Raw genomic sequence first — 24,027 nt, forward strand, 5'->3', positions numbered from 1 at the left:
AGCATGAGAACGGTATTAATGACGGCGTTTGAACCCTTTGGTGGCGAATCCATTAATCCATCATGGCAGGCGGTGAGTGCGCTGGAAGGCCAGCAGATTGCCGGTGCGCGTATTATCACGCGCCAGTTACCGGTCGTGTTCAGCGAGGTGCTGGACGTGTTGTATCAGGCGCTGGATGAGATTAAGCCGGATGCCATTATTTCCGTCGGACAGGCCGGTGGCCGCAGCGATATCACCGTCGAGCGCATTGGCATTAATGTTGATGACGCGCGCATCCCCGATAACGCGGGTCATCAACCCGTGGATGAGCCGATTGTGCAGGATGGACCGGCTGCCTATTTCTCACGCCTGCCGATCAAAGCCATCGTGGCTGCTGTGCGCAAAGCCGGAATTCCGGCCTCAGTGTCGCAAACCGCCGGCACCTTCACCTGTAACCGGGTGATGTACGGTTTGCTGCCCTGGCTGCACCAACACGGCAGTGCGGCACGGGCGGGATTTATCCATATTCCTTACCTGCCTGAGCAGGCAGCGCATCATCCAGGCCAACCCAGCATGGCCGCCGCAACCGTGATCGAGGCGCTGAAAATTGCTGTACACACCACGCTGGAAACCACCCAGGATCTCAAGGAAGCGGGTGGCGCAACCCATTAAGAGGACAAGTGATGCCAGAAGGACCGGAGATCCGCCGCGTGGCGGATCAGCTTGAAGTTGCCATTGTCGGTCAGCCTTTAACCGACGTCTGGTTTGCTTTTCCTGCGTTAAAAACCTACGAGCCAGCATTAGTGGGGGAAAAGGTGGCGTCAATTGAGACGCGCGGTAAAGCGCTGCTGACACACTTCAGCAACGGTCTGACGCTCTATTCTCACAACCAGCTTTACGGCGTCTGGCGCATTGTGCCGCCCGACGTGCAGCCAGAGACCCGGCGACAGTTGCGCGTGCGTCTGGCGACAGTAGACCAGGCGATATTGTTGTACAGCGCCTCAGATATGGCGTTGCTGAATGCGGAAACGCTGGCCAGCCATCCGTTTCTCAATCGCATTGGGCCAGATGTGTTAAGCCACGCGTTGACGGTGGAGAACGTCACGCAGCGGCTGCTTTCAGCGCGGTTTCGTCGTCGCCAGTTCAGCGGCTTATTACTGGATCAGGCGTTTCTGGCTGGATTGGGTAACTATCTGCGTGCGGAAATCCTCTGGCTGGCACAGCTGCTGCCACACCACAACGCGCAGTCACTGACCGGGTCACAGCTTGCTGCCTTCAGTGATGCGTTGCTCTCTGTGCCGCGTCATGCCTATCGTATGCGCGGGACAATGAAAAAGTATCACAGCGAAGCGGCCTTTCGCTTTGAGGTGTTCCACCGTCAGGGTAAGCGGTGTCGGCGCTGCGGTGAGACGATTGAAAAGGGAGTGTTATCCTCCCGACCGTTTTACTGGTGCCCGGGCTGTCAGATGTAAACGCCAGGCGGCTCTGACCGACAGCGCGGCAGCAAAACGATGGCTCAGGTTAATTCACAGGTTTCTGTTGCAGGACATCACGATGACGCCTGAAATTGTGACTGAACGACTGATATTAAAACCGCTGACGTTGCGGGACGCTGACGCGATGCAAGCGACGTTTCCCCGATGGGAAATCGTCCGCTACCTGATCGATTCGGTTCCCTGGCCTTATCCGGACGGGGCCGCCAGAGACTATATCGCCAATGTGGCATTACCCGCCGTCGCCGCGGGAAAGGGCTGGTACTGGACGTTACGCCGCCGGGAAGAAGAACAGGTGATGATTGGGGCGATCTCCCTGATGGACACGCCGGACAACCATCGCGGCTTCTGGCTGGTACCGGAATGGCAGGGGCAGGGTTACATGACTGAGGCCAGCAATGCCGTTACTGATTTCTGGTTCAATGTGCTGCAAAAAACGGTACTGAGAACACCCAAAGCCGCGCCAAATCAACGTTCGGTCGCTATCTCGGTTAAAAGCGGTATGCGTTGTATCAGAACGGGAAAGCAACGCTATGTTTCAGGCGAACATGACTCCGAACTCTGGGAAGTGACGCGGGATGAGTGGCGCAAATTCAGAGCGGCTCAGGCTGGCGAAACAGCCGCGAAAAAGTAACATTGTGCCGTGATCAGACAGCATCTTTAGCGATAAGGTTAAACCTGTCCGTCCTCAACGGAACCTGCATCCTTCGGGCACAAAAAAACGGCTATGCGTTGTCAGCATAGCCGTTTTGTCGTCGATGGCCCGGTGCGATATTCGCCCAGGCGACAGGCTTATTTATCCAGCTGTGACGTAAAGTCGCGCTCGGTATAACCGGTATACAGCTGACGAGGACGGGCAATTTTCATGCCTTCGTCGTGCATCTCTTTCCAGTGGGCGATCCAGCCAACGGTACGTGCCATGGCAAAAATCACGGTAAACATGGAAGACGGAATGCCCATGGCTTTCAGGATAATACCGGAGTAGAAGTCCACGTTTGGATAGAGTTTACGCTCGATGAAGTACGGGTCGTTCAGCGCAATGTGTTCCAGCTCCAGTGCCACTTCCAGCAGGTCATCTTTCATGCCCAGCTCGTTCAGCACTTCATGACAGGTTTCACGCATGACAGTTGCGCGTGGGTCATAGTTTTTGTAAACGCGATGACCAAAGCCCATCAGTCGGAAGGAGTCGTTTTTGTCTTTTGCACGACGTACGAATTCTGGAATGTGCTCAACGGTGCTGATCTCTTCCAGCATGCGCAGACAGGCTTCGTTTGCGCCACCGTGCGCCGGTCCCCACAGGGAGGCGATACCTGCAGCGATACAGGCAAACGGGTTAGCGCCAGACGAACCGGCGGTACGCACGGTAGAGGTGGATGCGTTCTGCTCATGATCGGCATGCAGAATCAGAATGCGATCCATGGCGCGTTCAAGCACAGGGTTAACCTTGTATTCTTCGCAAGGTGTCGCAAACATCATGTGCAGGAAGTTACCCGCGTAAGAAAGGTCGTTACGTGGATAAACGAACGGCTGACCGATTGAATACTTGTAACACATCGCTGCCATGGTAGGCATCTTCGACAGCAGGCGGAACGCGGCGATTTCGCGATGGCGTTCAATGTTCACGTCCAGCGAGTCGTGGTAAAACGCCGCCAGTGCGCCGGTCACGCCGCACATCACGGCCATTGGGTGCGAATCGCGGCGGAAGCCGTGGAACAGACGCGTAATCTGCTCATGAATCATGGTATGGCGGGTGACGGTGACTTTAAAGTCTTCGAACTGTTCCTGCGACGGTGCTTCACCATTCAGCAGGATATAACACACTTCAAGGTAGTTTGAGTGGGTTGCCAACTGGTCGATTGGGAAGCCACGGTGAAGCAGGATACCTTCATCGCCATCGATAAAGGTAATTTTTGATTCGCAGGACGCTGTAGACGTGAAACCAGGATCGAAGGTAAACAGGCCGTTAGAACCCAGTTCGCGGACATCAACGACATCCTGGCCCAGCGTGCCTTGTAACACACTCAGTTCAATAGGCTTTTCGTCGGGTAGGGTTAGCGTCACTTTTTTATCTGTCATTTTCGTCTCCATAGCGCCTTGGGCAGGTAAGGATCTTTCGACACCTGAAACGCGTGCATGTTGCATTTAGGCAGTACTTCACGGTGTCACTCTGCATTATAAGCAGTGAAGGGTACAGAGTGAGAGGCGCGTTCCACAGGAAATGTAAAGCCGTGACATGTGCATATCGCGGTTGTTAAAGATCCGGTCAGGACATAACTTCTTTGTAACCAATAACCTGATGGTTTTAAAAACTGTTACTGGCAATGTTACATAACTTAAGCTTAGGAGAAAGTGTATCCCCATAACTTTTGTGCATCATAGGATTTTATCGGATTAGTTTGTAACTGAATTGTTGAACTATTGTCAAATCAGATAATTAAATTTGTATGAATTGTGAAAAACGTGAGAATGATCACTGTTCTACCCAAAATTCTCCAAAGAGTTTGTAGGGGAATTGTAATCAGAATGTGATCGTCCTATACTTCCGGCCAGGTCTCCGGAATACCCTGACACCAGGAGCCACCCAGCGTTTGTACCACGTCATTTAACACTGGATGTTGCTATTTTGGTGACGGATAAAGTCTGAACAGCGTTGCGGTTCAGGTCTTATGTCCGGAGGAAGCAAAATAAAAAAGAGCTGTGTGGGCAAAACCGTGAAAAAACAAAGACCTGTCAACTTGGATCTCTCGACGATCCGGTTTCCCGTTACTGCAATATCGTCCATTCTTCATCGCGTCTCCGGCGTCATCACTCTGGTTGCTCTCGGCATCCTGTTATGGCTTCTCGGTCTTTCTCTCTCTTCTCCTGAAGGTTTCCAGCACGCAGCGTCTATCATGAATGGCTTCTTTGCGAAGTTTATCATGTGGGGCATTTTAACTGCGCTGGCCTATCATGCAGTGGGCGGGATACGTCATATGTTAATGGATTTTGGTTATCTGGCCGAAACGCTGGAAGCGGGCAAGCTTTCTGCGCAGGTGACGTTTGGTATTACTGTCGTGCTTTCAATTTTAGCAGGAGTCCTCGTATGGTAAGCAATGCATCCGCGTTGGGTCGCAATGGCATTCAGGACTGGCTGTTGCTGCGCGCGTCGGCAATCCTCATTACGCTTTACATCATCTACATCCTGGGTTTCGTGGTGATGACAGACACGCTAACGTATGACATCTGGCGTGGCTTCTTCGCTTCTGCATTTACAAAAGTGTTCACGCTCCTGACGCTGTTTTCCATTCTGATCCACGGCTGGATTGGTATGTGGCAGGTGTTAACGGACTACGTTAAATCAGTGGCGGCGCGTCTGCTGTTACAGTTGGTTATCGTAGTGGCGCTGTTGTCATATGCTATTTATGGATTTGTTGTGGTGTGGGGTGTGTAAATGAGTTTACCAATCAGAGAATTTGATGCCGTGGTAATCGGCGCAGGCGGCGCAGGTATGCGCGCGGCACTGCAAATCTCCCAATCGGGCCAGACCTGTGCCCTGTTGTCTAAAGTCTTCCCGACCCGTTCTCATACGGTATCCGCGCAGGGCGGTATCACCGTTGCGCTGGGTAATACCCATGAAGATAACTGGGAATGGCATATGTACGATACCGTCAAAGGTTCCGACTATATCGGTGACCAGGACGCCATTGAATACATGTGTCACGTCGGCCCGGAAGCGATTCTGGAACTGGAGCATATGGGTCTGCCATTCTCCCGTCTTGATGACGGCCGCGTGTATCAGCGTCCGTTTGGTGGTCAGTCGAAAAACTTCGGCGGTGAGCAGGCGGCGCGAACTGCCGCAGCGGCCGACCGTACTGGCCACGCTCTGCTGCATACGCTGTATCAGCAGAACCTGAAAAATAAAACGACGATCTTTTCCGAATGGTATGCACTGGATCTGGTGAAGAATGACGACGGTGCGATTGTAGGCTGTACGGCAATCTGCATGGAAACCGGTGAAACGGTCTACTTCAAAGCGAAAGCCACCATTCTGGCGACCGGCGGTGCAGGACGTATTTATCAGTCCACCACGAACGCCCACATCAATACCGGCGACGGTGTCGGCATGGCGCTGCGCGCTGGCGTGCCCGTGCAGGACATGGAAATGTGGCAGTTTCACCCGACCGGTATTGCCGGTGCAGGTGTACTGGTAACAGAAGGTTGTCGTGGTGAAGGCGGTTATCTGCTCAACAAACACGGTGAGCGTTTCATGGAGCGCTATGCCCCTAACGCCAAAGACCTCGCCGGTCGTGACGTTGTGGCGCGTTCGATGATGGTGGAAATCCGTGAAGGTCGCGGTTGTGAAGGTCCATGGGGCCCGCATATCAAGCTGAAACTTGATCACCTGGGCGCGGAAGTGCTGGAATCCCGTCTGCCAGGTATCCTTGAGCTGTCCCGTACCTTTGCTCACGTTGACCCAATTAAAGAGCCGATTCCGGTCATTCCAACCTGCCACTACATGATGGGCGGCGTGCCGACCAAAGTGACGGGCCAGGCGCTGCGCGTTAACGAGCAGGGCGAAGATGAAGTAATCCCGGGCCTGTTCGCCGTGGGCGAAATCGCCTGCGTATCAGTACACGGTGCCAACCGTCTGGGCGGTAACTCGCTGCTGGACCTGGTGGTATTTGGCCGTGCGGCTGGCGTGCATTTGCTTGAGTGTCTGGAAGAGCAGGGCGAACTGCGCGAAGCCAACCAGGAAAACATTGATGCTGCGATGGCGCGCTTCAATCGCTGGGAAAACAACACGACGGGTGAAGATCCGGTTGAAATCCGTAAAGCGTTGCAGCGCTGTATGCAGAACAACTTCTCGGTCTTCCGCGAAGGCGATGCGATGCGTGAAGGGCTTGCTGAGCTGAAAGAGATCCGTGAGCGTCTGAAGTCGGCCCGTCTGGATGACCGTTCACCTGACTTCAATACCCAACGTATTGAGTGCCTTGAGCTGGACAACCTGATGGAAACGGCTTACGCCACTGCTGTGGCGGCCAACTACCGCACCGAGAGCCGTGGCGCACACAGCCGTTTCGATTATCCGGAACGTGATGATGCAAACTGGCTGTGCCATAGCCTCTATGTTCCGCAAACGGAAAGCATGACGCGCCGTGAGGTGAACATGCAACCGAAACTGCGTGCGGCCTTCCCGCCTAAAGCGCGTACCTACTAATTGCGGAGATCATCATGAGACTTGAATTTTCGATCTATCGTTACAATCCGGATGTCGATGACAAACCGCGGATGCAGGACTATACCCTGGAAGCGGAAGACGGCCGTGACATGATGCTGCTGGATGCGTTGATCCGCCTGAAAGAGAAAGATCCTACGCTGGCGTTCCGTCGCTCATGCCGTGAAGGCGTGTGCGGTTCAGACGGTCTGAACATGAACGGTAAAAACGGCCTGGCCTGCATCACGCCGGTTTCGGCACTGGGCAATGGCAAGCAGAAAATCGTTATCCGTCCTCTGCCGGGCCTGCCTGTCGTGCGCGACCTGGTGGTGGACATGGGGCAGTTTTATGCCCAGTATGAGAAAATTAAGCCTTTCTTATTAAACGACGGTGAAAACCCGCCAGCGCGTGAGCATCTGCAGTCGCCGGGCGAGCGTGCACATCTGGATGGATTGTATGAGTGCATCCTCTGCGCCTGCTGCTCCACCTCTTGCCCGTCGTTCTGGTGGAACCCGGACAAGTTCATCGGTCCTGCGGGCCTGCTGGCCGCTTACCGTTTCCTGATTGACAGCCGCGACACCGAAACCGATGCGCGTCTGGATAATCTGAGTGATGCCTTCAGCGTTTTCCGCTGTCACAGCATCATGAACTGTGTAAGTGTTTGTCCTAAAGGGCTTAACCCGACACGCGCTATCGGCCATATCAAGTCGATGCTGCTGCAACGCGGCGCCTAGTTGTACCACCGGGAACCTCAGGTTCCCGGTGTTTTACGGAAGCCTCTGTAAACGCGGTTCCGACCACGTTTACAAAGGTTCCCTTACGGGCCGGGCGCGCGCTGCGCACAGTGCTCGTATCGCTGAACTCACTACGGCTAACCGCGAAAGCGGCAACAAATGAAACCTCAAAAAAGCATAACATTGCTTAAGGGATCACAATGCAGAACAGCGCGATGAAGCCCTGGCTGGACTCCTCCTGGCTGGCCGGCGCGAATCAGTCTTACATAGAGCAACTCTATGAGGATTTCCTGACCGATCCTGACTCTGTGGATGCAGTGTGGCGCTCGATGTTCCAACAGTTACCAGGCACGGGAGTGAAACCTGAGCAGTTCCACTCCGCGACTCGCGAATATTTCCGTCGCCTGGCGAAAGACGCATCTCGTTACACCTCCTCAGTCACCGATCCGGCAACCAACTCCAAACAAGTGAAAGTGCTGCAACTGATAAACGCGTTTCGTTTTCGCGGACATCAGGAAGCCAATCTCGATCCGCTTGGCCTGTGGAAACAGGACCGTGTTGCCGATCTCGATCCCGCCTTTCACGATCTGACCGACGCCGATTTTCAGGAAAGCTTTAACGTAGGTTCTTTTGCCATTGGCAAAGAAACCATGAAGCTGGCCGATCTGTTCGACGCGCTGAAGCAGACTTACTGTGGCTCTATTGGTGCAGAATACATGCACATCAATAACACCGAAGAGAAACGCTGGATTCAACAGCGTATTGAATCCGGTGCAAGCCAGACCTCATTCAGTGGCGAAGAGAAAAAAGGTTTCCTGAAAGAGCTGACCGCGGCAGAAGGCCTTGAAAAATATCTGGGCGCGAAATTCCCGGGTGCGAAACGCTTCTCGCTGGAAGGCGGTGATGCGCTGGTGCCCATGCTGCGCGAAATGATTCGTCATGCGGGCAAAAACGGCACACGTGAAGTGGTACTGGGGATGGCGCACCGTGGCCGTCTTAACGTACTGATTAACGTACTGGGTAAAAAGCCACAGGATCTGTTTGACGAATTCTCTGGCAAGCACAAAGAGCATCTGGGCACTGGTGATGTGAAATATCACATGGGCTTCTCTTCGGATATTGAAACCGAAGGCGGCCTGGTGCATCTGGCGCTGGCGTTTAACCCGTCTCACCTGGAAATTGTCAGCCCGGTGGTCATGGGATCGGTGCGTGCTCGTCTGGATCGTCTGGCTGAGCCGGTCAGTAATAAAGTTCTGCCTATCACCATTCACGGTGATGCTGCGGTTATTGGCCAGGGCGTCGTTCAGGAAACGCTGAACATGTCTCAGGCGCGCGGCTATGAAGTCGGCGGTACGGTTCGCATCGTCATTAACAACCAGGTTGGTTTTACCACCTCCAACCCGAAAGACGCGCGTTCAACCCCGTACTGTACTGACATCGGCAAAATGGTGCTGGCCCCGATTTTCCACGTCAATGCTGACGACCCGGAAGCAGTGGCTTTTGTAACACGTCTGGCGCTGGACTATCGCAATACCTTTAAACGCGATGTGTTTATCGATCTGGTGTGCTATCGCCGTCATGGTCACAACGAAGCGGATGAGCCAAGTGCAACGCAGCCGTTGATGTACCAGAAAATCAAAAAGCATCCGACGCCGCGTAAAATCTACGCCGATCGTCTGGAAGGTGAAGGTGTTGCCTCTCAGGAAGATGCCACCGAAATGGTGAATCTGTACCGCGATGCGCTCGATGCGGGTGAATGCGTGGTGCCTGAATGGCGTCCAATGAGTCTGCATTCGTTCACGTGGTCGCCTTACCTGAACCACGAGTGGGATGAGCCTTACCCGGCACAGGTTGACATGAAACGCCTGAAGGAACTGGCATTACGCATCAGCCAGGTCCCTGAACAGATTGAAGTACAGGCACGCGTTGCCAAGATTTACAACGATCGTAAGCTGATGGCCGAAGGCGAGAAAGCGTTCGACTGGGGCGGTGCAGAAAATCTGGCCTACGCAACCCTGGTTGATGAAGGGATTCCGGTTCGCCTCTCGGGTGAAGACTCCGGTCGCGGTACCTTCTTCCATCGCCATGCAGTTGTTCACAACCAGGCGAACGGCTCAACCTATACGCCGCTGCATCATATTCATAACAGCCAGGGCGAGTTCAAAGTGTGGGACTCGGTCCTGTCTGAAGAAGCGGTGCTGGCGTTTGAATATGGCTATGCCACTGCAGAGCCACGCGTGCTGACCATCTGGGAAGCGCAGTTTGGTGACTTTGCTAACGGTGCTCAGGTTGTTATTGACCAGTTCATCAGCTCTGGCGAACAGAAGTGGGGCCGTATGTGTGGCCTGGTGATGTTACTGCCGCATGGCTACGAAGGTCAGGGCCCGGAGCACTCCTCTGCACGTCTGGAACGCTATCTGCAACTCTGCGCCGAGCAGAACATGCAGGTTTGTGTCCCATCAACACCGGCTCAGGTGTATCACATGCTGCGTCGTCAGGCGCTGCGTGGTATGCGTCGTCCGCTGGTGGTGATGTCGCCGAAGTCGCTGTTACGTCACCCGCTGGCTATCTCTTCTCTGGAAGAACTGGCGAATGGCAGTTTCCAGCCAGCGATTGGCGAAGTCGACGATCTGGACCCGCAAGGCGTTAAGCGCGTCGTGATGTGTTCCGGTAAGGTTTACTACGATCTGCTGGAACAGCGTCGTAAAGACGAGAAAAACGATGTTGCCATCGTGCGCATCGAACAGCTTTACCCGTTCCCGCATCAGGCGGTACAGGAAGCATTAAAAGCTTATTCTCACGTACAGGATTTTGTCTGGTGCCAGGAAGAGCCGCTGAACCAGGGCGCCTGGTACTGTAGCCAGCATCATTTCCGTGATGTCGTGCCGTTCGGTGCCACGCTGCGCTATGCAGGTCGCCCGGCATCGGCTTCACCGGCCGTGGGTTATATGTCCGTACACCAACAACAGCAGCAAGACCTGGTTAATGACGCTCTGAACGTCAATTAATTAAAAGGAAAGATAATGAGTAGCGTAGATATTCTCGTTCCCGACCTGCCTGAATCGGTTGCAGATGCCACAGTAGCAACCTGGCACAAGAAACCAGGCGATGCAGTAAGTCGCGATGAAGTCATCGTCGAAATTGAAACTGACAAAGTCGTGCTGGAAGTGCCAGCTTCTGCCGATGGCGTGCTGGAAGCGGTGCTGGAAGACGAAGGGGCAACGGTTACCTCCCGTCAGATCCTGGGTCGCCTGAAAGAAGGCAACAGTGCTGGCAAAGAAAGCAGTGCCAAAGCGGAAAGCAATGAATCGACGCCATCTCAGCGTCAGACGGCTTCTCTGGAAGAAGAGAGCAGTGACGCACTGAGCCCGGCTATCCGCCGCCTGATTGCCGAGCATAATCTTGATGCTTCGCAGATCAAAGGCACCGGCGTGGGTGGACGTTTAACCCGTGAAGATGTTGAAAAGCATCTGGCGAACAAACCGCAGGCAGATAAAACTGCAGCACCTGCGGCGGCACCTGCTGCTCAGCAGCCAGTGGCTAACCGCAGCGAAAAACGTGTACCGATGACGCGTCTGCGTAAGCGTGTTGCGGAGCGTCTGCTGGAAGCCAAGAACAGCACCGCCATGTTGACGACCTTCAACGAAATCAACATGAAGCCCATTATGGACCTGCGTAAGCAGTACGGCGATGCGTTCGAGAAGCGTCACGGTGTGCGTCTGGGCTTTATGTCGTTCTACATCAAGGCCGTCGTGGAAGCGCTGAAGCGTTACCCTGAAGTCAACGCCTCTATCGATGGCGAAGATGTGGTTTACCACAACTACTTCGATGTGAGCATTGCCGTCTCTACGCCACGTGGCCTGGTGACACCGGTACTGCGTGATGTTGATGCGTTAAGCATGGCTGACATCGAGAAGAAAATTAAAGAACTGGCTCTAAAAGGCCGTGACGGCAAGCTGACGGTTGAGGATCTGACTGGCGGTAACTTTACCATCACCAACGGTGGTGTGTTTGGTTCACTGATGTCTACGCCAATCATCAACCCGCCACAGAGCGCGATTCTGGGCATGCACGCCATCAAAGATCGTCCAATGGCGGTCAATGGTCAGGTTGTGATCCTGCCAATGATGTACCTGGCTCTCTCCTACGATCACCGTTTAATCGATGGCCGTGAATCTGTCGGCTATCTGGTCGCAGTGAAAGAGATGCTGGAAGATCCGGCGCGTCTGCTGCTGGATGTCTGATTCATCACTGGGCACGCGTTGCGTGCCCAACCTCAATACTCTTTTCAGATCTGAATGGATAGAACATCATGAACTTACACGAATACCAGGCTAAACAGCTGTTTGCACGGTATGGCATGCCAGCACCGACCGGCTACGCCTGTACTACACCACGTGAAGCAGAAGAAGCAGCATCGAAAATCGGTGCAGGCCCGTGGGTAGTTAAATGTCAGGTTCATGCCGGTGGCCGCGGTAAAGCGGGCGGTGTGAAGGTGGTTAACAGTAAAGAAGACATCCGTGCTTTCGCCGAAAACTGGCTGGGCAAACGTCTGGTAACCTACCAAACTGACGCCAATGGTCAGCCGGTAAACCAGATTCTGGTTGAAGCCGCGACCGATATCGATCAGGAGCTGTACCTGGGCGCCGTGGTTGACCGTGCGACGCGTCGTGTCATCTTTATGGCCTCGACCGAAGGCGGCGTGGAAATCGAGAAAGTGGCTGAAGAAACGCCACACCTGATCCACAAAATGGCGCTGGACCCTTTGACCGGTCCACAGCCTTATCAGGGCCGTGAGTTAGCCTTTAAACTGGGCCTGACCGGTAAGCAAGTCAGCCAGTTCACTAAAATTTTCATGGGTCTGGCCACCATGTTCCTGGAGCGTGACCTGGCGATGGTTGAGATCAACCCGCTGGTGATCACCAAGCAGGGCGACCTGATCTGTCTGGATGGCAAACTGGGTGCCGATGGCAATGCCCTGTTCCGTCAGCCAGAGCTGCGTGAAATGCGCGATCCAAGCCAGGAAGATCCTCGTGAAGCGCACGCGACACAGTGGGAACTGAACTATGTTGCGCTGGAAGGCAACATCGGTTGTATGGTTAACGGCGCAGGCCTGGCAATGGGTACCATGGACATCGTTAAGCACCACGGTGGCCAGCCAGCGAACTTCCTGGATGTGGGCGGCGGCGCGACCAAAGAGCGCGTAACCGAAGCCTTTAAAATCATCCTGTCTGACGACGCCGTGAAAGCGGTATTCGTTAACATCTTCGGCGGCATCGTACGTTGCGACCTGATCGCAGACGGTATCATCGGTGCAGTAGCAGAAGTGGGTGTTAACGTACCGGTGGTGGTACGTCTGGAAGGTAACAACGCTGAACTGGGCGCTAAGAAACTGGCGGACAGTGGTCTGAACATCATTGCAGCAACCAGTCTGACAGACGCGGCACAGCGTGTTGTTGCTGCTGCGGAGGGTAAATAATGTCCATTTTGATCGACAAAAACACCAAAGTCATTTGCCAGGGATTCACCGGCGGACAAGGGACTTTCCACTCTGAGCAGGCGCTGGCATACGGCACGCAACTGGTTGGCGGCGTTACGCCAGGCAAAGGCGGCACCACGCATCTGGGCCTGCCAGTCTTTAACACCGTACGTGAAGCGGTGGAAGCGACCGGCGCAACGGCAACCGTCATCTATGTTCCGGCACCGTTCTGCAAAGACGGTATCCTGGAAGCCATCGATGCCGGTATCAAGCTGATCATCACCATCACCGAAGGCATCCCGACGCTGGACATGCTGACCGTGAAGATGAAGCTGGATGAAGCGGGCGTACGCATGATCGGTCCAAACTGCCCAGGTGTGATCACCCCAGGCGAATGTAAGATCGGTATCATGCCGGGCCACATTCATCAGCCGGGCCGTGTTGGTATCGTATCGCGTTCAGGCACCCTGACCTATGAAGCCGTTAAGCAGACCACCGATATCGGTTACGGTCAGTCAACCTGCGTTGGTATTGGCGGTGACCCGATCCCAGGTTCTAACTTCATCGACATCCTGAAAATGTTCCAGGACGATCCACAGACGGAAGCGATCGTCATGATCGGTGAAATCGGTGGTAGCGCTGAAGAAGAAGCCGCTGCTTTTATTAAAGAGCACGTGACTAAACCGGTTGTCGGCTACATTGCCGGCGTAACGGCCCCGAAAGGCAAACGTATGGGCCACGCTGGCGCCATCATTGCCGGTGGTAAAGGTACAGCAGACGAGAAGTTTGCTGCGCTCGAAGCGGCAGGCGTGAAAACCGTACGCAGTCTGGCTGATATCGGCGATGCCGTTAAAGCCGTCCTGCCAGCCAAATAACAGGCCTGAGTATTATCACAGAGCCACCTTCGGGTGGCTTTTTTACGTCTTTGCATTGAATAATCCACGGCACCGCGTGTTTAATTTTAGTACCGCCCATAAATAACATAAAATAATCTTAAGTATTCCTGTGATGTTTGCTATTATTAATTTGGCTTAGGATTTCATCCTGGCCGCAAAAAAAGTTATTCAATAAGATATAAAGTTAAATATTTATAGAAAAGCAAATTGCCCGATGACAGTTTTTTAACAAAGTCTTCGTGAGAACATATTTCTCATCTCTTTTCATTATTCCAAATCAATTTTCTGTCATTTATAACAAACTTTACTGCTAGCAAAGGATGCGGTTAAGCGCTTAAATTGCGCTGCATCAATCCAGCCTTTTAAAAAAATATTCATACGTTTGTACAAATACGGGAAAGCATCAATTTTTCATTTATTACTCGTTAAACGTTTGAGCCACGCTGCTGCATTGGTGTTTCACAGGTTTCTGTTAACCGTTACGCCCTCATCCCAGGCCGCACACAGATCTGTCCTGTCGATGACAAAACTGGAATCAATAATCAGTCGTTCCTGACTCTTATTCAGTCTGTACGGATACAGAGTTAAGGTGAGGAGCAAGGAGTCATTATGCTAGATATTGTCGAGCTGTCGCGTTTACAGTTTGCCTTAACGGCGATGTACCATTTCCTTTTCGTCCCATTAACGCTCGGTATGGCGTTTTTGCTGGCAATAATGGAAACGGTCTATGTGCTGAGCGGTAAACAAATTTATAAGGATATGACGAAATTCTGGGGCAAGTTATTTGGTATTAACTTTGCGCTGGGCGTGGCAACCGGGCTGACGATGGAGTTTCAGTTCGGCACCAACTGGTCTTACTATTCTCATTATGTCGGCGATATTTTTGGTGCGCCGTTGGCCATTGAAGGATTAATGGCATTCTTTCTTGAGTCTACCTTTGTTGGCCTGTTCTTTTTCGGTTGGGATCGTCTGGGTAAAGTTCAGCACCTGGCTGTCACCTGGCTGGTGGCGCTGGGCTCCAACATGTCTGCACTGTGGATTCTGGTAGCAAACGGCTGGATGCAGAACCCCATCGCCTCTGAGTTTAATTTTGAAACCATGCGCATGGAGATGCTGAGCTTCTCGGAGCTGGTGTTAAATCCGGTTGCCCAGGTGAAATTTGTTCACACTGTCGCGTCGGGTTACACCACAGGTGCGATGTTCATTTTGGGCATCAGCGCATGGTATTTACTGAAAGGGCGAGATCTGGCTTTTGCTAAACGCTCTTTTGCCATCGCCGCCAGTTTTGGTATGGCAGCCATACTGTCCGTCATCGTGCTGGGTGATGAGTCAGGTTACGAGATGGGGGATGTTCAGAAAACCAAGCTGGCTGCCATTGAAGCCGAATGGGACACCCAGCCCGCACCGGCCGCGTTTACCCTGTTCGGTTTGCCCGATCAGGCATCGCAGCAGAATCATTACGCCATTCAGATTCCCTATCTGTTGGGGCTGATTGCTACCCGCTCAACGGATACGCCCGTAACCGGTCTGAAAGAACTGATGGCCCAACATGAAGTGCGCATTCGAAACGGCATGAAAGCCTATGCACTGCTAAACGCGCTGCGCAGCGGCAATACCGACCCGGCCGTGCGTGAGGCGTTTAATCACAGTAAAAAAGATCTGGGTTATGGCCTGCTGTTGAAGCGCTATACGCCAAACGTCTCTGATGCCAGCGAGGCGCAAATCAAACAGGCAACGCAGGATTCCATTCCGCGCGTGGCACCGCTGTATTTTGCTTTCCGTATCATGGTGCTCTGTGGGGTGCTGTTGCTCGGCGTTATCGCGCTGTCGTTCTGGAGCGTCATTCGTAATCGCATCGGCAAAAATCGCTGGTTACTTAAAGCCGCGCTGTATGGCATTCCGCTGCCGTGGATTGCGGTTGAGGCAGGGTGGTTTGTCGCAGAATATGGCCGTCAACCCTGGGCGATAGGTGAGGTGCTGCCTACGGCCGTGGCGAATTCGTCGCTCACCGTTGGGGATATTCTGTTCTCAATGGGGCTGATTTGCGGCCTCTATACGCTGTTCCTGGTGGCCGAGATGTATCTGATGTTTAAATTTGCCCGCCTGGGGCCAAGCAGCCTGAAAACGGGTCGTTATCACCATGAGCAGATGGCGAAAAATGTTCAGCCGGTACGTGGATAAGGAGAACCGCCATGTTTGATTATGAAGTTCTGCGCTTTGTCTGGTGGCTGCTGATCGGCATTTTGCTGGTAGGCTTTGCCGTCACTGATGGCTTCGATATGGGCGTCGGCATGTTAACGCGCCTGTTAGGCCGAACGGATACCGAGCGTCGGGTAATGATTAACACCATTGCGCCGCACTGGGACGGTAACCAGGTCTGGTTAATTACTGCAGGTGGTGCGCTGTTTGCTGCCTGGCCGATGGTTTATGCCGCCGCGTTTTCAGGATTTTATGTGGCGATGATCCTGGTGCTGGCTTCGCTGTTTTTCCGTCCGGTAGGCTTTGATTACCGCTCTAAGATTGAAGACAAGCGCTGGCGCGGGGCCTGGGACTGGGGCATTTTTATCGGCAGCTTCGTGCCGCCTTTGGTGATTGGCGTGGCTTTTGGCAACCTGTTGCAGGGCGTGCCGTTTCACGCCGATGAGTATATGCGCCTTTACTACACCGGAAACTTCTTTCAGTTGCTGAACCCGTTTGGCCTGCTGGCCGGTGTGGTCAGCGTGGCGATGATACTGGCGCAGGGAGCAACCTATCTGCAAATGCGGACAACCGGCGAACTCTATCTGCGTTCACGTACCACCGCACAGATCGCCACGCTGGTGATGATGGTGTGTTTTGCGCTGGCTGGTCTGTGGGTGAAGTACGGTATTGCGGGTTATGTGGTGACCAGCACGCTTGATCACTATGCCGCTTCTAATCCGCTGGGCAAAACCGTGGTGCGTGAAGCCGGTGCCTGGATGGTGAATTTCCAGCAGCATCCTGTGTTGTGGCTGTTCCCTCTGCTGGGCGTTGTGCTGCCCCTGCTGACGGTGCTGTGCTCACGGATGAACAAAAGCGCATGGGCGTTTGTGTTCTCTTCACTGACGCTTGCCTGCGTCATCATGACGGCCGGTATTGCCATGTTTCCGTTCATTATGCCTTCCAGCACGGTACCGGGCACCAGTCTGACTATGTGGGATGCGACATCCAGTTTGCTGACGCTGAAAACCATGACCTTTGCCGCGATAATTTTTGTGCCCATCATCCTGCTCTACACCAGTTGGTGTTACTGGAAGATGTTTGGCCGCATCACCAAAGAGCATGTTGAAAGCAACAGCAACTCACTGTACTGATTAAGGAGTCAACACATGTGGTATTTTGCCTGGATTCTTGGCACCTTGCTGGCGTGCGCCTTTGGTATCATCACGGCGCTGGCCATAGAGCATATTGAAGATGGCGCGACGTCGGATCGGCAACCCTGATGGGCCGGTTGATTCAGACGGCGTATCGTCTGATGGATAAGGGCCTGTTTCGGGCCCTTTCACTGATTCTGGCACTCTGGCTGGCGGGATGCCTGTTATGGAATCCCGCGCGCTTTGCCAGTGGCTCAGGCGGCATTCTGCTGTGGCAGGGGATGTTGCTTATCTGGGCGGTGTGCACGGGCGTTATTCACGGCACCGGGTTTCAGCCGCGACGATTGCGCTGGCGCGCTTTTTTTACCCCTTTACCTGCCCTGGTGGTACTCTTGTGGGGGGTGAGCCGGTTTTATCTCTGACTGCCTGGCAGCATAACGCGCTGAAACGTGAGTTTACTTCAGCGTCTGGTCAAGAAGCCTCCATTAAAGCCTTCCGGTTGTAACCAACTGATAATTATTTTCTCCTGGCCCTGGCAGCCCATTCCCAACCCCAATTGTCTTGCGTATAGTAGCAACGTTTAAAACGAGGCCGGGATGTAGAGTGAGTACAACGCTGTTTCGCTGGCCGGTTCGGGTCTACTATGAAGATACCGATGCCGGTGGTGTGGTTTATCACGCCAGCTATATCGCTTTTTATGAACGAGCACGTACCGAAATGTTGCGTCAGCATCATTTCAATCAGCAGACGCTGTTAGAACAGCAGATTGCTTTTGTGGTACGGCGCATAACGGTGGACTATCTTTCGGCGGCGCGTCTTGACGATCTTCTGGAAATTCAGAGCGAAGTGACATCAATGACCCGGGCGACGATGACATTCACCCAGCGTATCGTGAATGCAGAAGGCAAAGTGCTCAATGAGGCAGAGGTCCTGATTGCCTGCATCAACCCACACCTAATGAAGCCGATTGCGCTTCCCAAGTCTATTGTCGCGGAGTTCAAGCAGTGACTGACATGAACGTTCTTGATTTGTTCCTGAAGGCGAGCCTTCTGGTCAAACTTATCATGTTGATTTTGATCGGCTTTTCGATTGCTTCATGGGCAATCATCATCCAGCGCACGCGTATTCTGAATGCGGCGGGAAGGGAAGCTGACGCCTTTGAAGACAAATTCTGGTCCGGCGTTGAGCTTTCTCGCCTTTACCAGGAAAGCCAGGCGCGTCGCGAAGAGCTGTCAGGCTCAGAGCAAATTTTTTACGCCGGTTTCAAAGAATTTGCGCGTCTGCATCGAGTCAACAACCATGCACCTGAAGCCGCAGTGGAAGGGGCGAGCAGGGCAATGCGCATTTCCATGAATCGTGAGCTGGAAGCGCTGGAAAACCATATTCCTTTCCTTGGCACCGTCGGTTCCATCAGCCCGTATATCGGTCTGTTTGGTACGGTGTGGGGGATCATGCATGCCTTTATTGCCCTCGGAGCAGTAAAACAGGCAACGTTGCAGATGGTTGCGCCAGGTATCGCAGAAGCCTTGATCGCTACTGCCATTGGTTTGTTCGCGGCGATTCCAGCGGTGATGGCGTATAACCGACTGAACCAGCGCGTGAATAAACTGGAACAGGGCTATGACAACTTCATGGAAGAGTTCACGGCTATCCTGCATCGTCAGGCCTTTTCCAGCGACAGCGCTAAGTAAACAGAGGTAAATGATGGCCCGAGTGCGTGGTCGCGGTCGCCGCGAGCTAAAGTCGGAAATCAACATTGTTCCGCTGCTGGACGTTCTGCTGGTGTTGTTGCTGATCTTTATGGCGACAGCCCCAATCATAACCCAAAGCGTGGAAGTGGATTTGCCGGATGCGACGGATTCTAAAACGGTTTCCAGCGATGATAATCCTCCCGTGATTGTAGAAGTGTCGGGTGTCGGCCAATACAGCATGGTGGTGGATCACGTTCGTTTATCGCAGCTACCACCGGAACAGGTGATTAGTGAAGCGCAACGTCGTCTGGAAGCGAATCCGAAAACCGTCTTCCTGATCGGCGGTGCGAAAGAGGTGCCTTATGATGAAATCATTAAGGCGCTGAACCTGTTGCATCAGGCTGGGGTTAAATCTGTCGGTTTGATGACGCAGCCGATTTAAAGTCGAACCGTTTTTGGGAACCGAGTGTGTCGAAGGCAACCGAGCAAAACGAAAAGTTAAAGCGCGCGATAATCATTTCGGTGATTCTGCATATCGTGCTGATTGCCCTGCTGATATGGAGCTCGTTTAATGAGCATATTGAAGCCAGCGGCGGTGGCGGCGGTAGCGATATCGAGGCGGTGATGGTCGATCCCGGTGCGGTGGTTGATCAATATAATCGTCAGCAGAATCAGCAAAGTGACAGTCAGCGCGCCGAACAGCAGCGCCAGAAACAGTCACAGCAGCAGGCCGAAGAGCTACAGCAGAAACAGGCGGCTGAACAGCAGCGGCTGAAAGAGCTGGAAAAAGAGCGCTTACAGGCACAGGAAGACGCGAAACAGCAGGCGAAAGCCCAGGCTGAACAGCAGAAGGCGGCGGAAGCCGCCGCGAAACAGGCCGAGTCACAGCAGAAAGCCGCAGAAGCGGCTGCAGCGAAAGCCAAAGCGGATGCTAAAGCGGAAGCCGATGCGCAGGCCAAAGCGGCCGCTGACGCGAAAATAAAGGCTCAGGAAGACGCTAAGCAGGCCGCAGCAGAGGCGAAGAAGCAGGCCGAGCAACAGGCGAAAGCCGCGGCGGCAGAAGCGAAGAAGCAGGCTGAACAGCAGGCCAAAGCCGAGGCAGCCGAGGCCGCTAAACAAGCCAAGGCCGAAGCGGCGAAGCAGGCTAAAGCGGAAGCGGCCAAAGAAGCTAAGGCCGCAGAAGCCAAAGCTGCCGCGGAAGCCAAAGCCGCGGCAGCTCAGGAAGCCAAAGAAAAAGCAGCGAAAGAAAAAGCGGAAGCCGCAGCAAAAGCCAAAGCTGAGGCTGCCGCGAAAGCGAAAGCCGACGCGAAAGCCAAAGCGGAGGCCAAGGCCAAAGCCGCAGCGGATGCAGCCAATGACAGCGACGTTGATGATCTGCTGGGCGGCTTAGCGTCCGGTAAGAATGCGCCGAAAAGCGGGGCGTCCGGTGGAGCAGCCGGACAGGGCAACCAGAAAAAAGCGGGTGCCTCTGGGGCCGAGGTAAATGCCTATCTTGGGCAGATTACCAGTGCTATTCAGAGCCGTTTTTACGATGCGGATCTTTATAGCGGTAAAAGCTGTGACTTACGTATTAAACTAGCGCCTGACGGTATGCTGATTGATGTGAAATCAGAAGGGGGCGATCCGGCTCTCTGCCAGGCCGCAATCGCAGCGGCGAAGCAGGCACGTATTCCGAAACCGCCTTCACAAGCGGTGTACGAAGTGTTTAAAAACGCACCGATGCGTTTCAGACCGCAATAATGCAGTAACCTGCGGCAGGTTGATCTATGGTTAGCTTGCCGTACTCTAGTTGTACTCGTGGTTTTCAGGAACAGTGCCAATTATCGCGGACTCAGGTTCAGATAAGGGAGATAAAATGAAGCAAGCTCTTCGCGTAACGTTAGGCTTTTTTATCCTGTTGTGGGCAGCGATGCTGCATGCAGAGGTTCGCATTGAAATCACCCAGGGCGTAAACAGCGCGCGTCCAATCGGTGTGGTTCCGTTCAAGTGGGTTGGCTCAGGCGCGGCACCGGAAGATATCGGTGGCATCGTCGCGGCTGACCTGCGTAACAGCGGTAAATTCAATCCGCTCGACCGCTCTCGTCTGCCACAGCAGCCGACCAGCCCCCAGGAAGTGCAGCCTGCTGCATGGAGCGCGCTGGGTATTGATGCTGTCGTGGTAGGACAGGTTCAGCAAAACGCCGACGGCAGCTATCAGGTTTCTTATCAACTGGTCGATACTGCAGGTGCACCGGGCACCGTACTGGCGCAAAACTCCTATAAAATCACTAAACAGTGGCTACGCTATGCGGCGCATACCGTCAGTGATGAAGCGTTCCAGAAGCTGACGGGCATTAAAGGTGCGTTCCGTACTCGTATCGCCTATGTCGTGCAGACCAACGGTGGTCAGTTCCCTTACGAACTGCGCGTTGCCGACTACGACGGCTATAACCAGTTTGTCGTGCATCGCTCACCGCAGCCGTTGATGTCTCCAGCCTGGTCGCCAGACGGCAGCAAAGTGGCCTATGTGACCTTTGAAAGCGGTAAGTCAGCGCTGGTTATCCAGACGCTCGCTAACGGCGCGGTACGTCAGGTTGCCTCATTCCCACGTCACAACGGTGCACCGGCGTTCTCGCCTGACGGCACTAAGCTGGCGTTTGCGTTATCGAAAACCGGCAGCCTCAACCTGTACGTGATGGATCTGGGCTCGGGTCAGATTCGCCAGATCACCGACGGTCGCTACAACAGTACTGAACCGACCTGGTTCCCGGATAGCCAGACCCTGGCTTACACCTCTGATCAGGCTGGCGCACCACAAATTTATAAGATTGGTATCAATGGTGGTTCACCACAGCGTATTACCTGGGAAGGTGCTCAAAACCAGGATGCTGATGTGGCCAGCGATGGTAAATCAATGGTGATGATTAGCACCAGTGGCGGTGCTCAACACGTCGCCAAACAGGATCTGGTAACGGGAGCCGTTCAAACGTTAACGGACACGTTCCTGGATGAAACGCCGAGCATGGCACCCAATGGCACCATGGTAATCTACAGCTCTACTCAGGGTATGGGTTCTGTGTTGCAGTTGGTTTCCACTGACGGTCGTTTCAAAGCGCGTCTTCCGGCAACTGATGGACAGGTCAAATTTCCTGCCTGGTCGCCGTACCTGTAATGTTTGAGCTTTCTGACATTACAAAAAAATAAACAATAATGGGAATTTTCAAATGCAACTGAACAAAGTACTGAAGGGTTTAATGCTGGCTCTGCCAATCATGGCAGTTGCGGCGTGTAGCTCACACAAAAATAACAACAACGACCAGTCTGGCGCAGGTGCTGATGGCGCTTACGGTGCGAACTCAGGCATGAACGGCAACGGTAACATGTCTTCTGATGAGCAGGCGCGTCTGCAGATGCAACAGCTGCAACAGAACAACATCGTTTACTTCGGCCTGGACAAATTTGATGTGCAGTCTGACTACGCTCAGATGCTGGATCAGCACGCTAACTTCCTGCGTAGCAACCCATCATACAAAGTGACTATCGAAGGTCATGCGGATGAGCGCGGTACGCCAGAGTACAACATCGCCCTGGGCGAACGTCGTGCTAACGCTGTTAAGATGTACCTGCAAGGTAAAGGCGTGTCAGCCGATCAGATGTCTATCGTTTCTTACGGTAAAGAGAAACCGGCTGTTCTGGGCCACGACGAAGCGGCTTACGCTAAAAACCGTCGTGCCGTACTGGTATACTAAGAGAATCACATGGTTAGTAACTTCAGACATCACCTGTTGAGTCTGTCGTTACTGATTGGCGTAGCGGCCCCCTGGGCCGCTAATGCCCAAGCGTCAATCAGTAGCGTTGGCTCCGGCTCGGTCGAAGACCGTGTCACCAGTCTTGAAAGAATCTCAAATGCCCAGGCACAGCTGATGCAGCAACTGCAGCAGCAGATGAGCGATAACCAGCGGGATATCGACTCATTACGTGGGGAAATCCAGCAAAATACCTATCAGCTGAACCAGGTTGTTGAGCGCCAGAAGCAGATCTATCAGCAGATCGACAGTCTGAGCAGCAACAACAGCAATGCCAGTCAGCCAGCCGCCGGTGCCAGCGATAACGCCGGTGCAGGTGCTGCAGCCTCTGGCACGGAGTCTGGTGCAGCGGCAGCCGGTGGTAGTGCGCCGGTCCAGAGCGGCGATGCCAACAGCGATTACAATGCTGCTGTCGCGCTTATTCTGGAGAAAAAACAGTACGACCAGGCGATCACTGCGCTACAGGCGTGGGTGAAGCGCTACCCGGATTCGACGTATCAGCCGAATGCCAATTACTGGCTGGGACAACTGTTTTATAACAAAGGCAAGAAAGACGACGCGGCGTATTATTACGCCACGGTGGTGAAGCAGTATCCAAAATCCCCCAAGGCTGCTGAAGCGTTGTTAAAGGTTGGCGTGATCATGCAGGAGAAAAACGACACGGCGAAAGCCAAAGCCGTTTATCAACAGGTGATCAAACTTTACCCTGATACCGAATCTGCTAAGCAGGCGCAAAAACGTTTGTCTGGTATGTAATTTGTGCAGGTTTGACCGGATATCGTGTGATTTCTGGTCTTGCCGCATGAAAGGTAGGCAATTGAACCCCTTAACAGAAAATAAGGGTTGCGCTACCTCGGTAAATCAGTAATATATGCCGCCGTTGCCGGGACACATTGCAGATGTGTCTGGCAAGCCTGAAGATGGGTCGTTAGCTCAGTTGGTAGAGCAGTTGACTTTTAATCAATTGGTCGCAGGTTCGAATCCTGCACGACCCACCATCTCCCGCAGGACGTTGTTCCCCAAGAGAACCTTCAGTATTGCTTCACAACCATTAAGATGGGTCGTTAGCTCAGTTGGTAGAGCAGTTGACTTTTAATCAATTGGTCGCAGGTTCGAATCCTGCACGACCCACCATCTTAATCTCAGGCATCATTGGTGAATGTGTTTGAGCGGTTGTAAGCCCCGAGCGGGTCGTTAGCTCAGTTGGTAGAGCAGTTGACTTTTAATCAATTGGTCGCAGGTTCGAATCCTGCACGACCCACCAATACAGAAAAGAGCGCCCACTGGGCGCTCTTTTCGTTTGTAGGCTGCGCAGTCAAACGTGCAGGATGAGAACCTGCTGCAGGGTCGACTGAATCGCGCAGCGATTCAGGCTGATGCGCCAGCATCACCCGAAGGGCGAGGCCCGGACGGGCCGAGGCAATCCTGCACGACCCACCAATGT

The 24,027-nt window shown here is 53.5% G+C and carries 23 protein-coding genes, 3 tRNA genes and 1 other RNA gene; 26 read left to right on the forward strand and 1 reads right to left on the reverse strand.

Going from position 1 to position 24,027, the window contains the following annotated elements; all coding sequences use genetic code 11:
• Positions 1-3: 3 nt before the first annotated feature.
• From pcp to A6A26_RS11205, 3 genes are all read left to right on the forward strand, one after another.
• Positions 4-651 carry a pyroglutamyl-peptidase I gene (gene pcp / locus A6A26_RS11195; protein ID WP_063878783.1) on the forward strand — a complete coding sequence of 216 codons (648 nt, stop codon included), beginning with the start codon at positions 4-6 and terminating at the stop codon, positions 649-651.
• A gap of 11 nt (positions 652-662) precedes the next feature.
• A complete protein-coding gene (gene nei / locus A6A26_RS11200) occupies positions 663-1,451 on the forward strand; it encodes an endonuclease VIII (RefSeq protein WP_063878784.1) in 789 nt (262 codons plus the stop codon).
• Positions 1,452-1,533: 82 nt separating this feature from the next.
• Positions 1,534-2,106, forward strand: a complete 573-nt coding sequence (locus A6A26_RS11205) for a GNAT family N-acetyltransferase (protein ID WP_063878785.1) — start codon at positions 1,534-1,536, stop codon at positions 2,104-2,106.
• Positions 2,107-2,264: 158 nt separating this feature from the next.
• On the opposite strand, the gene A6A26_RS11210 is transcribed toward A6A26_RS11205, so the two are convergent.
• Positions 2,265-3,548 (reverse strand): citrate synthase, encoded by a 1,284-nt coding sequence (locus A6A26_RS11210; protein WP_063878786.1) that lies wholly within the window; start codon positions 3,546-3,548, stop codon positions 2,265-2,267.
• A 590-nt stretch (positions 3,549-4,138) separates the two neighbouring features.
• Between A6A26_RS11210 and sdhC the strand changes: the two genes are divergently transcribed.
• The 23 genes from sdhC to A6A26_RS11325 all read left to right on the forward strand — a co-directional run bounded on the left by sdhC (position 4,139) and on the right by A6A26_RS11325 (position 24,023).
• Positions 4,139-4,561: a succinate dehydrogenase cytochrome b556 subunit gene (gene sdhC / locus A6A26_RS11215; RefSeq protein ID WP_162287606.1), complete on the forward strand. Its 423-nt coding sequence runs from the start codon at positions 4,139-4,141 to the stop codon at positions 4,559-4,561.
• Entirely contained in the window at positions 4,555-4,902 is a 348-nt protein-coding gene (sdhD, locus tag A6A26_RS11220) for a succinate dehydrogenase membrane anchor subunit (RefSeq protein ID WP_063878787.1), read from the forward strand. Before sdhC ends, sdhD begins: the two co-directional genes overlap by 7 nt.
• The gene (gene sdhA, locus A6A26_RS11225; RefSeq protein ID WP_063878788.1) at positions 4,903-6,669 is read left to right on the forward strand and encodes a succinate dehydrogenase flavoprotein subunit; all 1,767 of its coding nucleotides are present in this window, start codon (positions 4,903-4,905) and stop codon (positions 6,667-6,669) included.
• Positions 6,670-6,683: 14 nt separating this feature from the next.
• Positions 6,684-7,400 carry a succinate dehydrogenase iron-sulfur subunit gene (locus A6A26_RS11230; protein WP_063878789.1) on the forward strand — a complete coding sequence of 239 codons (717 nt, stop codon included), beginning with the start codon at positions 6,684-6,686 and terminating at the stop codon, positions 7,398-7,400.
• A 200-nt stretch (positions 7,401-7,600) separates the two neighbouring features.
• Entirely contained in the window at positions 7,601-10,408 is a 2,808-nt protein-coding gene (sucA, locus tag A6A26_RS11235; RefSeq protein ID WP_063878790.1) for a 2-oxoglutarate dehydrogenase E1 component, read from the forward strand.
• Between the two features lie 15 nt (positions 10,409-10,423).
• Positions 10,424-11,644: a 2-oxoglutarate dehydrogenase complex dihydrolipoyllysine-residue succinyltransferase gene (gene odhB, locus A6A26_RS11240; protein WP_063878791.1), complete on the forward strand. Its 1,221-nt coding sequence runs from the start codon at positions 10,424-10,426 to the stop codon at positions 11,642-11,644.
• Positions 11,645-11,712: 68 nt separating this feature from the next.
• A complete protein-coding gene (gene sucC, locus A6A26_RS11245; RefSeq protein ID WP_006118458.1) occupies positions 11,713-12,879 on the forward strand; it encodes an ADP-forming succinate--CoA ligase subunit beta in 1,167 nt (388 codons plus the stop codon).
• Entirely contained in the window at positions 12,879-13,754 is an 876-nt protein-coding gene (sucD, locus tag A6A26_RS11250) for a succinate--CoA ligase subunit alpha (RefSeq protein ID WP_013025067.1), read from the forward strand. The genes sucC and sucD overlap by 1 nt, the downstream gene beginning before the upstream one ends.
• 630 nt (positions 13,755-14,384) lie before the next feature.
• The gene (cydA, locus tag A6A26_RS11255) at positions 14,385-15,956 is read left to right on the forward strand and encodes a cytochrome ubiquinol oxidase subunit I (RefSeq protein ID WP_063878792.1); all 1,572 of its coding nucleotides are present in this window, start codon (positions 14,385-14,387) and stop codon (positions 15,954-15,956) included.
• 11 nt (positions 15,957-15,967) lie between these two features.
• Positions 15,968-17,107, forward strand: a complete 1,140-nt coding sequence (cydB, locus tag A6A26_RS11260) for a cytochrome d ubiquinol oxidase subunit II (protein ID WP_063878793.1) — start codon at positions 15,968-15,970, stop codon at positions 17,105-17,107.
• A gap of 15 nt (positions 17,108-17,122) precedes the next feature.
• Positions 17,123-17,236 (forward strand): cytochrome bd-I oxidase subunit CydX, encoded by a 114-nt coding sequence (gene cydX, locus A6A26_RS11265; RefSeq protein WP_063878794.1) that lies wholly within the window; start codon positions 17,123-17,125, stop codon positions 17,234-17,236.
• Positions 17,236-17,529 carry a cyd operon protein YbgE gene (gene ybgE / locus A6A26_RS11270; RefSeq protein WP_063878795.1) on the forward strand — a complete coding sequence of 98 codons (294 nt, stop codon included), beginning with the start codon at positions 17,236-17,238 and terminating at the stop codon, positions 17,527-17,529. Before cydX ends, ybgE begins: the two co-directional genes overlap by 1 nt.
• Positions 17,530-17,710: 181 nt before the next feature.
• Entirely contained in the window at positions 17,711-18,115 is a 405-nt protein-coding gene (ybgC, locus tag A6A26_RS11275; protein WP_063878796.1) for a tol-pal system-associated acyl-CoA thioesterase, read from the forward strand.
• Complete coding sequence (gene tolQ, locus A6A26_RS11280) at positions 18,112-18,798, forward strand: Tol-Pal system protein TolQ (RefSeq protein WP_063878797.1); 687 nt, start codon at positions 18,112-18,114, stop codon at positions 18,796-18,798. The genes ybgC and tolQ overlap by 4 nt, the downstream gene beginning before the upstream one ends.
• A 13-nt stretch (positions 18,799-18,811) precedes the next feature.
• Complete coding sequence (tolR, locus tag A6A26_RS11285) at positions 18,812-19,240, forward strand: colicin uptake protein TolR (RefSeq protein ID WP_063878798.1); 429 nt, start codon at positions 18,812-18,814, stop codon at positions 19,238-19,240.
• 26 nt (positions 19,241-19,266) lie between these two features.
• Positions 19,267-20,538, forward strand: a complete 1,272-nt coding sequence (gene tolA, locus A6A26_RS11290) for a cell envelope integrity protein TolA (protein WP_063878799.1) — start codon at positions 19,267-19,269, stop codon at positions 20,536-20,538.
• Between the two features lie 115 nt (positions 20,539-20,653).
• Positions 20,654-21,949 carry a Tol-Pal system beta propeller repeat protein TolB gene (tolB, locus tag A6A26_RS11295; RefSeq protein WP_063878800.1) on the forward strand — a complete coding sequence of 432 codons (1,296 nt, stop codon included), beginning with the start codon at positions 20,654-20,656 and terminating at the stop codon, positions 21,947-21,949.
• A gap of 52 nt (positions 21,950-22,001) precedes the next feature.
• Entirely contained in the window at positions 22,002-22,526 is a 525-nt protein-coding gene (pal, locus tag A6A26_RS11300; protein ID WP_063878801.1) for a peptidoglycan-associated lipoprotein Pal, read from the forward strand.
• A 9-nt stretch (positions 22,527-22,535) separates the two neighbouring features.
• Positions 22,536-23,339 (forward strand): cell division protein CpoB, encoded by an 804-nt coding sequence (gene cpoB / locus A6A26_RS11305; protein WP_063878802.1) that lies wholly within the window; start codon positions 22,536-22,538, stop codon positions 23,337-23,339.
• Between the two features lie 166 nt (positions 23,340-23,505).
• A tRNA-Lys gene (locus A6A26_RS11310) sits at positions 23,506-23,581 on the forward strand.
• Between the two features lie 60 nt (positions 23,582-23,641).
• A tRNA-Lys gene (locus tag A6A26_RS11315) sits at positions 23,642-23,717 on the forward strand.
• Between the two features lie 54 nt (positions 23,718-23,771).
• A tRNA-Lys gene (locus A6A26_RS11320) sits at positions 23,772-23,847 on the forward strand.
• Between the two features lie 43 nt (positions 23,848-23,890).
• A non-coding RNA gene (locus tag A6A26_RS11325) (RtT sRNA) lies at positions 23,891-24,023 on the forward strand.
• Positions 24,024-24,027: the final 4 nt, after the last annotated feature.

Source organism: Pantoea sp. OXWO6B1, assembly GCF_001641135.1.
Lineage (GTDB): Bacteria > Pseudomonadota > Gammaproteobacteria > Enterobacterales > Enterobacteriaceae > Pantoea > Pantoea allii.

Coding starts and splice junctions, on each gene's coding strand:
- pcp (WP_063878783.1), top strand. CDS start 4: ATGAGAACGGTATTAATGACGGCGTTTGAACCCTTTGGTGGCGAATCC.
- nei (WP_063878784.1), top strand. CDS start 663: ATGCCAGAAGGACCGGAGATCCGCCGCGTGGCGGATCAGCTTGAAGTT.
- A6A26_RS11205 (WP_063878785.1), top strand. CDS start 1,534: ATGACGCCTGAAATTGTGACTGAACGACTGATATTAAAACCGCTGACG.
- A6A26_RS11210 (WP_063878786.1), bottom strand. CDS start 3,548: ATGACAGATAAAAAAGTGACGCTAACCCTACCCGACGAAAAGCCTATT.
- sdhC (WP_162287606.1), top strand. CDS start 4,139: ATGTCCGGAGGAAGCAAAATAAAAAAGAGCTGTGTGGGCAAAACCGTG.
- sdhD (WP_063878787.1), top strand. CDS start 4,555: ATGGTAAGCAATGCATCCGCGTTGGGTCGCAATGGCATTCAGGACTGG.
- sdhA (WP_063878788.1), top strand. CDS start 4,903: ATGAGTTTACCAATCAGAGAATTTGATGCCGTGGTAATCGGCGCAGGC.
- A6A26_RS11230 (WP_063878789.1), top strand. CDS start 6,684: ATGAGACTTGAATTTTCGATCTATCGTTACAATCCGGATGTCGATGAC.
- sucA (WP_063878790.1), top strand. CDS start 7,601: ATGCAGAACAGCGCGATGAAGCCCTGGCTGGACTCCTCCTGGCTGGCC.
- odhB (WP_063878791.1), top strand. CDS start 10,424: ATGAGTAGCGTAGATATTCTCGTTCCCGACCTGCCTGAATCGGTTGCA.
- sucC (WP_006118458.1), top strand. CDS start 11,713: ATGAACTTACACGAATACCAGGCTAAACAGCTGTTTGCACGGTATGGC.
- sucD (WP_013025067.1), top strand. CDS start 12,879: ATGTCCATTTTGATCGACAAAAACACCAAAGTCATTTGCCAGGGATTC.
- cydA (WP_063878792.1), top strand. CDS start 14,385: ATGCTAGATATTGTCGAGCTGTCGCGTTTACAGTTTGCCTTAACGGCG.
- cydB (WP_063878793.1), top strand. CDS start 15,968: ATGTTTGATTATGAAGTTCTGCGCTTTGTCTGGTGGCTGCTGATCGGC.
- cydX (WP_063878794.1), top strand. CDS start 17,123: ATGTGGTATTTTGCCTGGATTCTTGGCACCTTGCTGGCGTGCGCCTTT.
- ybgE (WP_063878795.1), top strand. CDS start 17,236: ATGGGCCGGTTGATTCAGACGGCGTATCGTCTGATGGATAAGGGCCTG.
- tolR (WP_063878798.1), top strand. CDS start 18,812: ATGGCCCGAGTGCGTGGTCGCGGTCGCCGCGAGCTAAAGTCGGAAATC.
- tolB (WP_063878800.1), top strand. CDS start 20,654: ATGAAGCAAGCTCTTCGCGTAACGTTAGGCTTTTTTATCCTGTTGTGG.
- pal (WP_063878801.1), top strand. CDS start 22,002: ATGCAACTGAACAAAGTACTGAAGGGTTTAATGCTGGCTCTGCCAATC.
- cpoB (WP_063878802.1), top strand. CDS start 22,536: ATGGTTAGTAACTTCAGACATCACCTGTTGAGTCTGTCGTTACTGATT.